We start from the raw sequence: 11,809 nt of genomic DNA on the forward strand, positions 1-11,809 counted from the left end.
GCTTCCCTTTCCGCCTTTTTCAAATTATTTCGCTTCATACCACGTAGAACCGTAAGAATAATCAACCTTTAACGGTACTTTTAGCTGAATGGCATTTTCCATTACTTCCGGAACAAGCTTTTCTAAAATTTCAATTTCATCCTTTGGCGCTTCAAACACCAATTCGTCATGAACTTGAAGCAGCAGCCTCGTTTGCAAATTTCGTTTTTCAATTTCTTGCGCCATATCGATCATCGCTTTTTTGATAATATCCGCTGCACTTCCTTGAATCGGAGTATTCATGGCTGTTCGCTCGGCAAAACTTCTGATATTGAAATTTCTGCTCGTAATTTCCGGAATATATCTCCGACGCTGCATTAGTGTCGTTACATAGCCTTTTTGCTTCGCCTCTTGGATTATGCCATCCATATATTCTTTAACACCTTTATAAATTTCAAAATATTTTTTAATAAATTCACCAGCTTCTTTTCGGGTAATTCCTAAGTTTTGCGACAATCCGTAATCGCTGATTCCGTAAACAATCCCGAAATTAACTGCTTTTGCCTGTCTTCTCATGTTGGAGGTCACTTTATCTTCTTCGACATGGAACACATCGATCGCCGTTTTTGTATGAATATCAAGATCTTGTTGAAACGCTTCAATCAATTTTTCATCTCCAGATATATGCGCAAGCACTCGCAGTTCAATCTGGGAATAGTCCGCTGCAAAAATGACCCAATCTTTTTCAGAAGGGATAAATGCTTGACGAATTTTGCGGCCTTCCTCAAGGCGAATCGGAATGTTTTGCAAATTCGGGTCTGTGGAGCTTAATCTTCCGGTTTGCGTTAATGCTTGATTAAATCGGGTGTGGATTTTATGCGTATCACGATGGACAACCTTCAGCAACCCTTCAATATACGTCGATTGAAGCTTTCCGAGCTGCCGGTAATGCAAAATTTTCTCCACAATTTCGTGCTGTCCTCTCAATTTTTCTAAAACGTCCGCAGAGGTCGAATACCCCGTTTTGGTCTTTTTCAAAACCGGTAGATTGAGCTTTTCAAATAAAATCGGCCCAAGCTGCTTCGGAGAATTAATGTTAAATGACACTCCAGCTAGACGATGAATATCCTTTTCTAATTGCTTCAGCTGTTCATCAAGCTCTTTTCCCATTTCTTTCAGACGGTTGACGTCTATCTTTACTCCTGTTGTTTCCATGTCAGATAAAATGGCTGACAGCGGAAGCTCCAATTCGCTGAATAAATGAAATTGTTCATTTTCTTCTAATTCTTGTATTAATAATTCTTCCAGCTCATAAATGGCTAACGCTTTTCTGGCAAGATGTTCGCCTAAAATGTCTTCATCAGGGATATGACGTTTAGCGCCTTTTCCGTAAATCACTTCATCCTTTTGAACTAAATGTTTATTTTTTGCCTTTGCAAGCTCGGCTATGTCGTCAATCGTTTCAGACGGGTTTAAAATGTATGAGGCAATGAGAACATCAAACTCAATACCTGCTAAATCAATGTTTCGCCAGCGCAGCGCCACAATTGATTTTTTCGCATCATACACCACTTTCCGCTTTGTTTCATCCTTCACCCATTCTATGAACTCTTTTGAATGTATCGCAATTTCGGCTGGAATATAAAAACATCCATTTTCGTTTGCGATAGAAAACCCGATGATTTCTCCAGTATGATAATTTTCATCAATGATTTCCACTAAAAGAGCTGCCTTCTCTGATAAAACCTTGTCTGACAGCTTTTCAACTTTTTCGAACTTAATCGTCGGCATTTCATCCGCTTCTTCATTCTCATGCTCTCCCATTTTGTCTAGGAGCGATTGGAAGCCTAGTTCCTTAAAAATTTTCACTACTTTTTCTTTGTCATAGCCTTTATACTCAAGGTCTTGAATTTTTATTTCGACAGGAGCTTCACAATGAATTGTCGCAAGCTGTTTGCTCATTAATGCTTGCTCTTTATAGTTTTGTAAGTTTTCCTTCAATTTTTTTCCATTTACTTCTTCAATCGAATTTAAAATATTTTCGACTGTCTCAAACTGTTTCAGCAATTTAATCGCGGTTTTCTCTCCAACGCCGGGCACACCTGGGATATTATCTGATTGATCGCCCATCAATCCTTTCAAATCAATAATTTGTGCCGGGCTTAGCCCATACTTCTCTTGAATCGATTCAGGCGTGTGCGGTTCAACATCTGTAATTCCTTTTTTCGTGATGGAAACGGTCGTTTTTTCAGTTGCCAGCTGTGTTAAATCCTTATCTCCGGAAATAATTTTCACTTCAAAATCTTGCTTCTCAGCTTGTCTCGCAACTGTTCCAATAATATCATCAGCCTCATAATTTTCGAGTTCATATGTTGTAATTTTGTAGGCATCAAGCAAATCCCGTATAAATGGTAGCTGCTCCGACAATTCAGGCGGGGTTTTTTGCCGAGTTCCTTTATATTCTTTAAAAGTTTTATGCCGGAACGTTGTTTTCCCTGCATCAAATGCAACAAGAATATGTGTCGGTTTTTCTTCCTCCAGTACTTTTAACAGCATATTTGTAAAGCCGTAAATTGCATTCGTATAAATCCCCTTATCATTATTTAAAAGCGGCAAAGCGAAAAACGCTCTGTAAGCAATACTGTTTCCATCAATTAAAACTAGCTTCTTTGTCACTACTACTAGCCTCCTTCAACTAAAAAAGCCATGCCTTCCTTCTATTCTACCATTACTTTCAGCAGAAGAAAAAACATGGCTTATCGATTTTATTCTGTTTCTCCCATTAAGATTTTGGCGTATGGAGAATCGAACGGGAGAACGATGACTGTTTCACCGTCGATTGTTTTCTTGTAGGATTGAAGTGTTCTATATAATTCATAAAATTTAGGATCTTTTGAATAAGCCTGGTTATAGAGCTTCGCCGCCTCCGCCTCTCCATGACCGCGGATGGTTTCAGCTTGAGCTTCAGCTTTTGCCAGCATTTCTTTTACTTGTCTGTCCGTTTCAGCAACAATTCGATTTTTTTCTGCATCCCCCATCGATAAATATTCTTGGGCTTTTGATTCCCGCTCTGATATCATCCTAGTAAATACCGATTTTTCATTTGCTTCCGGCAAATCCGTCCGTTTAATTCTTACATCAACCACCTTAATGCCGAAATGATTTTGTTCAAGCAGGTTATTAACAATATTTGTGATTTTGTCATTGAGGCTCCCGCGGGAAGACTTTTCATCATTAATAATTTCATCATAATTCAGTTTTCCAAGCTCCGATCTCACAGTGGAAAAGATAAATTCCGACATTTTTGCCTCTGCATTGACAACTGTTCTTGCATTGGCGATCATTTCTTTCGGATCTTCGATTCTCCAAACCGCATAGTTGTCAATTAATATTCGTTTTTTATCCTTTGTATTGATTTCCGCTTCCTCCACATCATACGTTAATTGATGCTTTGGAAGACTTTCAACTGTTTGTATGAAAGGAATTTTTAAATGGAGGCCAGGCTTCTCTATAATTTTTACAACTTCGCCAAATTGGCGAACGACTTTATATTCATTTTCCTTCACAACAAAAACGTTGCTGAATAAAAATAGCAAACACGCAAATAAACCGGCTATAACAGACCCTAGGCGTATGTATTTCTTCCATTCAAAATTAATTTTCTTTTCATTCTTGTCCATTGTTTTCACCTCTTTTTTGCGTGTTCTCGCTCGATTGATCAGCTTTTTGCTGACTTTGCTGATCATTAGGCAGCACTTGCTGCATAGGCTGAACAGGAAAATACTTCATTGTATTTCCATCATCCTTCATAATGTAAATTTGCGCATTTGGCAGCACGCTGTCTATCGTTTCTAAAATTAGACGTTTTTCTGTGATTTCTTTTGAATCTTTGTATTCATTGTATAAAGAATTAAATAGTGCGACTTCCCCTTTCGCTTGTTCAATTCTGGACGCTCTGTCCCCTTCAGCTTTGGAGATGATTGCATCGCGCTCACCTTCTGCTTCTTTTGTTCGTTTATTCCTGTATTTATTGGCTTCGTTTATTTTCGTATTCATCATTTCTCTTGCATCCGTAACGTTTGTAAACGCCTTTCGAACTTCTTCGTTCGGCAAATCAACATCCTGCAATTTGACCGCAATGATTGAAATGCCAATATCATACTTTTTCATCAACGAGCTTAATAATTCTTGCACTTGAGCTTCAATTTCCACTTTTCCGCTCGTTAAAGCATTGTCAATTTTTGTGCTTCCAATAATGCTTCTTAACGAAGCAGATGTTGCATCCCGCAAAATTTCCTTTGGATTTTCAGCATTGAACAAATATTTTGCCGGATTCGTTATTTTCCATTGAACGACCATATCTGCTAACACAATGTTTTCATCGCCTGTAATCATTTTTGTTTCCTTTGGAAAAGACTCAACTTTTCCATCTTTTTCTTTATATCCAAATTGTAAACTGAATGTTTCTTTGGATAGTTTTTTTACCGATTGAATCGGCCATGGCCATTTAAAATGAAGCCCAGGCTCAGTTATACCCTCTTCCACTTTTCCAAATGTAGTAATAACCGCTTGTTCCGACTCGTCTACAGTATACCAGGAAGTAATCGCAGCAAGACCGAGAATGCTGATCAGAAAAATAAATCCAATAATTGTTAATAATCTTCTTATGCTTACCATTATATCCCCCCATCTCTCTCTATTTATTATTTCATACGAAAAAAGTACGATTTTGTTTCATTTAAAAAACGCAGCCATAAAAAAAAGACGGAAACGTAATTGTTTCCATCTGCAAATGGGCTCCTTGGATGAAGGGGTTTTCGAATGCCATTTTAACAATCAAATGTTAACTTAGCATAAATTGGATGTAAATCTTATGTTAAACTATTCATTGTATCTTTGAAAAGTCACAGTAAAAGTCGTTCCAACACCAACGGTGCTTTTGACTGTCAAATTTGCTTGGTGGGCTTCTACTAAATGTTTTACGATCGCAAGCCCTAAACCAGTTCCACCTGAGTTTCTGCTTCTAGCTTTATCAACTCTATAAAAACGCTCAAAAATTCTAGGAATTTCCTCTTCTCTAATTCCAATTCCGGTGTCTTGAACAGAAATGGCTACTTCATCATGTCCAGCCTTAACAGAAAGGGTCACTTTCCCGCCAGCTGGCGTATACATAATTCCGTTGCTGGCTAAGTTTATAAAAATTTGCTTCAGCCGATGAGGATCGCCTTCAATAAAAACAGGCTCGTCTGGAACATCCAATATAAAATCAATATTTTTTTCTTTCGCTTTTCTATCTAGCAAATGATGAATTTCTTTTAAAAACTCGTTTACATTGCATTTTCTAAGCTCCAGCTGAAAGCCCTGCTGCTCGATTTTTGATAAATCTAATAAATCTTGAATTAAAGATTGCATTCGTTCGCTTTCTTTTAAAATGATGGATAAAAAAAAATGCAATGTTTGTTCATCTTTCATGGCGCCATCCAGCAATGTTTCAGAAAACCCTTTGATGGAGGTGATCGGTGTTTTTAATTCATGAGATACATTTGCTACAAAATCTTTTCGTATTTGTTCAAGCTTTTTCAATTCGGTAATATCGTGAAAAACAAGAACGACGCCTTTCCATACTTCGCTTTTTCCAATGATCGGAGCACCGTAAACTTCAAAATGCTTTCTTTCGATGTTAACAGGAAGCATAATATGCTTTCTTATATTTGATTCCGTCAAAAAAATTTCTTCGACCATTTGAATAATTTCTTTATATGCGATCGCTTCTTGGTAAGATTTATATAAATAATCCTCTTGATTAATTTGAAAAATTTCTTTAAAGGCTTTATTCATCAGGCTAATATAGCCACGTTCATCAATGAAAAGAAGACCGCTTCCCATGTTTTCAATCAATGTTTGCAGCCTTTCCTGGTGCAATTCCTGGGTTCTTGTCATGTCTTGAAGGTTGCGTGCCAAAATGTTGATGGATTTGCTCAACATACTCGTTTCGTCGCCTGATGAATTTTCATATGTTCTCGCTTTGTAATTTCCTTTTGCAAGCTCCATCGCCACTTCTGTCGCCGATTCGATCGGTTTCGTATACTGCTTCATAATGCGGGTGCCAAAAATTAAAATGATCGTTAATGCCGCAATAAGACTCCCTATAATGAAAAACCAAATTTCTTTATTCATCGCTTCGAAATATTTGATGGAAGTCCCGAAAACTAAAAATCCCTTTCGTTCATCTTGTTGAAAGATGGGAATACCGTAAAATAACAAATCAGCTTGATCGAGATCTAGGCGAAATCCTTCCTTTGCATTTCGGTGGTTGGTCAAGATCAGTTCTGATAACCTTTCGTCTCTTTGATGAAAGCTAGGACCTGTTTTAAAAACGATGTTTCCGTCCATATCCATAAAAAGAAGGAGTGAGTTTAACTTTTCGCTCATTTCCTCCATTTTATGCTTCATTTCGGTAGAACCGATCTTTTCATTCTCAATGACCAGCTTGATCAACTCGGCTTCTTTTTTAAATTGCTTCTCATAATTGATGAAGTAAAACGATTGAAATAATTGTCCTAAAATAAATCCAAAACCAAGCAGAACAGTAATAATTAATGCTGTAAACGCAAGAAGCAGTTTTGAACGGAACTTATTCATTTAGCTTTGGATCCTCCAGTTTGTAGCCTAGACCTCTGATCGTTTTAATATATTCAGGCTTTTTCGTATTCCGTTCAATTTTTTCTCTTAGATGGCTGATATGAACATCCACAATTCTTGTATCACCGGCAAAATCATAATTCCAAACAGCGCTTAATAACTGATCCCTTGTCAAAACTCGGCCTTTATGTTTCGCAAGATAAAGAAGCAGTTCAAACTCTTTCGGTGTAAAGTCAAGTCTTTCTTGTTCAAAATAAGCTTCATATCGTTCAGGCATAATTTTTAAATCACCGATAATAATGTTGTTTTCTTCCGCTTCTTTTTTTACATGCATGTGAGCATCTTCTGATCTGACACGCCGCAGGATTGCTTTTACCCGAGCGATAATTTCTCTTGGACTAAACGGTTTTGTCATGTAATCGTCCGCACCTAACTCAAGCCCAAGCACCTTATCAAATTCATCATCTTTTGCCGTAAGCATTAAAATGGGCGTCATCACTTTGCGCTGTCTAAGCTGTTTACAAATTTCCATACCATCTATACTCGGGAGCATTAAATCAAGCACAATTAAATCCGGCGCATCTGTAATTGCTTTTTCAAATCCTTCGCTTCCATCCTGAGCAGTAATGACTTCATAGCCTGCTTGTTCAAGATTATACTGAAGAAGAGTGACAATCGATTGTTCATCATCCACTACTAATATTTTTTTACTCATAAAATCCTCCAATAATTTTCTCCTACTGTTCTTATTATTCTTTATTATTATTATAGTCCACGAAGCAGAAAGAACCAATACAAGAAAAGCTGCTTTCAGAAGATTTTAAAGAATTGATAGAAACATGATGGAGCGGTTTTGAAGCGGAAATTGAAAAAGCGGACGAATTTTCTGTGCAAACTTTCTTTTTTCTTTTATAAGAAAAAGGAGGAACATAACATGTCCTCCTTTTTCTATCATGCACTATATTAATGCTTTCATAACATTTCTTACAGATTCTGCAGATTTTTCCAAAGCTGATTTTTCTTCATCCGTCAGTTCAAGCTCAATAATTTGCTCTAAGCCATTGCCTCCAAGAATTGTTGGAACGCCTAAATAAATACCTTCAAAACCGTATTCTCCTTCTAAATATGCAATGGCAGGCAATACGCGGCGCTGATCTTTAACAATCGCTTCCACCATTTCTACAAGAGATGCGGCTGGTGCGTAGTATGCGCTTCCGTTTCCAAGCAGGTTAACAATTTCTCCCCCGCCTTTTCTAGTTCTTTCAACAATCGCATCCAAGCGCTCTTTCGGAATTAATTTTTCTAACGGAATGCCCCCTGCGTATGAATAGCGAACTAATGGCACCATGTCATCTCCGTGGCCGCCTAACACAAATCCTGTAATGTCTTTGACTGATAAATTCAATTCTTGAGCAACAAATGTGCGGAATCTTGCGGTATCTAAAACTCCAGATTGACCGATGACACGGTGTTTTGGAAATCCGGATTCTTTATAAACAGTGTAAGTCATTGCATCAACCGGATTTGTCAGCACAATGATAATGGAGTTTGGGGAATATTTTACAACTTCTTTTGTGACGCTTTTCATTACTTTTTGGTTGGTCTGCACTAAATCGTCTCGACTCATTCCAGGTTTTCTTGCAATTCCTGCCGTGATCACAACAATATCGGAATCAGCCGTTTCCTCATAGTTTGATGTTCCGATAATGTTCGCATCAAATCCAAGAACAGGGCTTGATTCAAGCATGTCCAACGCTTTCCCTTTTGTCGGATTCTCTGCTTGCGGAATGTCAACGAGCACAACATCTCCCAGCTCTTTTTTTGCCAGCAAAAAAGCTGTTGTCGCACCAGTAAATCCAGCACCAATGACAGAAATTTTCTTTCTTTTAATCGCCATTTCAAGCATCCATCCTCTCTTTTATGTAAGTGATTTTTCAAAAATGAATCTAAATGGAGAGCTACTTCGTAAAGAAGCAGCTCTCAGTTCTTTGTTTAACCCATGTTTTTAATCAATTCATTGCCGAATTCAGAGCATTTTACTTCCGTAGCTCCGTCCATGAGACGTGCAAAGTCATAGGTGACAACTTTTGAAGCGATCGTTTTTTCCATTGCTTGAATGATTAAATCAGCTGCTTCTTTCCATCCTAAATGTTCAAGCATAAGCACTCCAGAAAGAATTACGGAAGATGGATTCACTTTATCAAGTCCGGCGTATTTTGGTGCTGTACCGTGTGTTGCTTCAAAAATCGCATGCCCTGTCTCGTAGTTAATGTTTGCTCCTGGAGCAATACCGATTCCGCCTACTTGTGCAGCCAAAGCATCCGAAATGTAGTCTCCATTTAAATTCATCGTTGCTACTACATCAAACTCGCGCGGACGAGTAAGAATTTGCTGTAGGAAAATATCTGCAATTGCATCTTTAATAATAATTTTTCCAGCTTTTTCTGCTTCTTCTTGCGCTTTGTTAGCCGCTTCTTTTCCTTCTTTTTCAACAATGCGGTCATACTCAGCCCATGTGAATACTTTATCGCCAAACTCTTGCTCAGCCAATTCATATCCCCAATTTTTAAACGCGCCTTCTGTAAATTTCATAATGTTCCCTTTATGAACAAGGGTGACAGATTTTCTTCCGTGTTCAATTGCATAGTTAATGGCCGCCCGGACAAGCCGTTTCGTTCCTTCTTCAGAAATAGGCTTAATGCCGATTCCGGACGTTTCAGGGAAACGGATTTTGTTTACTCCCAGCTCTTTTTGTAAAAATTCAATGACTTTTTTTACTTCTTCTGTCCCTTTTGCATACTCTATGCCGGCATAGATGTCTTCGGTATTTTCACGGAAAATTACCATGTCTGTATCTTGAGGACGTTTTACAGGGGAAGGAACTCCATTGAAATAACGGACAGGTCTTAAGCACACAAATAAATCCAGCTCTTGGCGAAGAGCAACGTTTAAAGAACGGATTCCTCCACCTACAGGAGTTGTTAACGGACCTTTGATCGCAATCATATACTCGCGTATCACATCAAGCGTTTCTTGAGGAAGCCATTCCCCAGTCTCTTTAAAAGCTTTTTCACCAGCAAGCACTTCTTTCCAAACGATTTTCTTTTCGCCATTGTATGCTTTTTCTACAGCTGCTTCCAGCACTTTTGACGCAGCTCTCCAAATATCAGGACCAGTGCCGTCTCCTTCAATAAACGGAATTATAGGATCATTTGGAACGTTTAAAGTACCATTTGTCATTGTAATTTTTTGACCTTCTGCCACAATCATTACCTCCTAAATATGTATTCTCTATTTGTGTATAAAAGCATGGCCATGCTTAACAGGGAAGAAAAAGGAATCCCTTTTCTATTTTACCTGTTAGCTGCGCTTTTCGATAGGGATAAATACTTGTTTTTCTGGTCCTGTATATTCCGCACGAGGACGAATCAATCGATTGTTTTCATATTGCTCTAAAATATGGGCTAACCATCCAGATGTGCGGCTTATTGCAAAAATCGGCGTAAATAAATCATGATCAATACCTAAGCAATGGTATACAGACGCTGAATAAAAATCAACATTCGGCGGTAAAGATTTTTCAGATGTTACGATTTCCTCAATTTTAGTTGACATTTCATACCATTTCGTTTCACCGGTGATTTCTGTTAGTCTGCGGGACATTTCTTTTAAATGTTTGGCACGAGGATCCCCTTTGCGATAAACTCGATGACCAAATCCCATAATTTTTTCTTTGTTTGCTAATTTTTCGCGAATGTAAGATTCTACATTTTCAGGTTCACCAATTTCTGTTAACATTCGCATAACGCGTTCGTTCGCACCGCCATGCAACGGTCCTTTCAATGCTCCAATTGCCGCAGTAATTCCGGAATAAATGTCCGAAAGCGTTGCCACACATACTCTTGCAGTAAATGTCGAAGCATTCAATTCATGGTCTGCATGAAGGACGAGCGCTTTGTTGAAGGCTTCAATGGAAGTTTGATCAGGTTCTTCACCTTTTAACATATATAAGAAATTAGCGGCAAAGCCTAAATCTGTTCTCGGTTGAACAGGCTCCAATCCTTTGCGGATGCGGGCAAAAGCAGCGACAATTGTAGAAATTTTCGCCTGCAATCGAATTGCTTTTCGATAATTTGCCTCATCAGACATGTTGTCCGCTTCTTCGTCATACAATCCAAGCAAAGATACAGCTGTTCTCAAAGCTGCCATCGGATGTACTTTATCATTCGGATAAGTTTTAAAATGTTCTAATATTTCATTCGGTATCGACGCATTCTCAGCAAGCTGCTTTCTTAATTCCTCTAATTGCTCCTTATTCGGAAGCTTTCGATGCCAAAGCAGGTAAACAACTTCTTCAAAGCTTGCGTTTTGAGCTAAATCGTCAATATTGTAACCAACATATGTCAATGTATCATCAATAATAGAACTTATTGATGAAGTTGTGGCTACCACGCCCTCTAGTCCACGCGTTGCTGTCATGGCCTATCTCCCCTTTACATAAAAATTTTCAACTGCAATTCAAATAGAAATAAACGAAATTCATAAAACTTTCATTTTTTCACAAAAAGAAAATGCTTTCATTTCTTTTGTGAAATATTTTTTATCAGTGAAATGATCACCAAACATATGAATTAAAAAATACACCTCTATTATAAACAATTATCAGACTTTTGTGAATCAGATAAATAAGATATTTTTTACGGAATTCTTTTTTTTAATAAAAAAATCTTATAGAATTGAATAAGAATTACTTATTTCAGCATAATAAATCTTTTATTGAATTATGGCCGAATAATATGGATCGTATGTTTATCAATCCATTTTTTTATGAATTGAATAAGAAAAGGCTTTACCCAATTTCTTGTGATTGGAAATAAAAGAAACAAACCGACGATATCCGAAATAAATCCCGGCGTCAATAGCATGATTCCTCCGACTAAAATAGCCATTGCATCCAAAATGGCATTGCTTGGAATGCGCCCATATTGAATTTCCTTTTGAAGATTTCGCACAGCCTGAATTCCTTGTTTTTTCGCCAAATAAGCCCCAACAAAGCCTGTTAAGATAATCAATAGCACAGTCGGAAGCACCCCGATCGTCTTTCCAGATAAAAGCAAAACCCCTATTTCACAAGCCGGTGCAACAATAAAAAAAATCAATAATGCTCGCATATGCTATCTCCTCCATA

General features: G+C 37.9%; 9 protein-coding genes. All 9 read right to left on the reverse strand.

All coding sequences use genetic code 11. The features are described 5' to 3' along the window. Positions 1-24: 24 nt before the first annotated feature. Positions 25-2,655, reverse strand: coding sequence for a DNA polymerase I (gene polA, locus NSQ44_RS13835; protein WP_340857325.1), 2,631 nt, complete (start codon positions 2,653-2,655; stop codon positions 25-27). A gap of 89 nt (positions 2,656-2,744) precedes the next feature. Then, a complete protein-coding gene (hflC, locus tag NSQ44_RS13840; RefSeq protein ID WP_063387405.1) occupies positions 2,745-3,659 on the reverse strand; it encodes a protease modulator HflC in 915 nt (304 codons plus the stop codon). Next, positions 3,646-4,656 (reverse strand): FtsH protease activity modulator HflK, encoded by a 1,011-nt coding sequence (gene hflK / locus NSQ44_RS13845; protein WP_340857327.1) that lies wholly within the window; start codon positions 4,654-4,656, stop codon positions 3,646-3,648. The genes hflC and hflK overlap by 14 nt, the downstream gene beginning before the upstream one ends. 204 nt (positions 4,657-4,860) lie before the next feature. Beyond that, positions 4,861-6,621, reverse strand: a complete 1,761-nt coding sequence (gene pnpS / locus NSQ44_RS13850) for a two-component system histidine kinase PnpS (RefSeq protein WP_340857328.1) — start codon at positions 6,619-6,621, stop codon at positions 4,861-4,863. Next, positions 6,614-7,336 carry a response regulator transcription factor gene (locus NSQ44_RS13855; RefSeq protein WP_063387489.1) on the reverse strand — a complete coding sequence of 241 codons (723 nt, stop codon included), beginning with the start codon at positions 7,334-7,336 and terminating at the stop codon, positions 6,614-6,616. The genes pnpS and NSQ44_RS13855 overlap by 8 nt, the downstream gene beginning before the upstream one ends. A gap of 243 nt (positions 7,337-7,579) precedes the next feature. Next, a complete protein-coding gene (gene mdh / locus NSQ44_RS13860; RefSeq protein WP_094246539.1) occupies positions 7,580-8,518 on the reverse strand; it encodes a malate dehydrogenase in 939 nt (312 codons plus the stop codon). A gap of 95 nt (positions 8,519-8,613) precedes the next feature. Beyond that, complete coding sequence (gene icd, locus NSQ44_RS13865; RefSeq protein ID WP_066247811.1) at positions 8,614-9,885, reverse strand: NADP-dependent isocitrate dehydrogenase; 1,272 nt, start codon at positions 9,883-9,885, stop codon at positions 8,614-8,616. Between the two features lie 96 nt (positions 9,886-9,981). Then, a complete protein-coding gene (gene citZ, locus NSQ44_RS13870) occupies positions 9,982-11,100 on the reverse strand; it encodes a citrate synthase (protein WP_340857329.1) in 1,119 nt (372 codons plus the stop codon). Between the two features lie 302 nt (positions 11,101-11,402). Then, complete coding sequence (locus NSQ44_RS13875; RefSeq protein ID WP_340788129.1) at positions 11,403-11,792, reverse strand: FxsA family protein; 390 nt, start codon at positions 11,790-11,792, stop codon at positions 11,403-11,405. Between the last annotated feature and the right edge of the window lie 17 nt (positions 11,793-11,809).

Source organism: Aeribacillus sp. FSL M8-0254 (genome assembly GCF_038008845.1).
Taxonomy (GTDB): Bacteria; Bacillota; Bacilli; order Bacillales; family Aeribacillaceae; genus Aeribacillus; species Aeribacillus composti.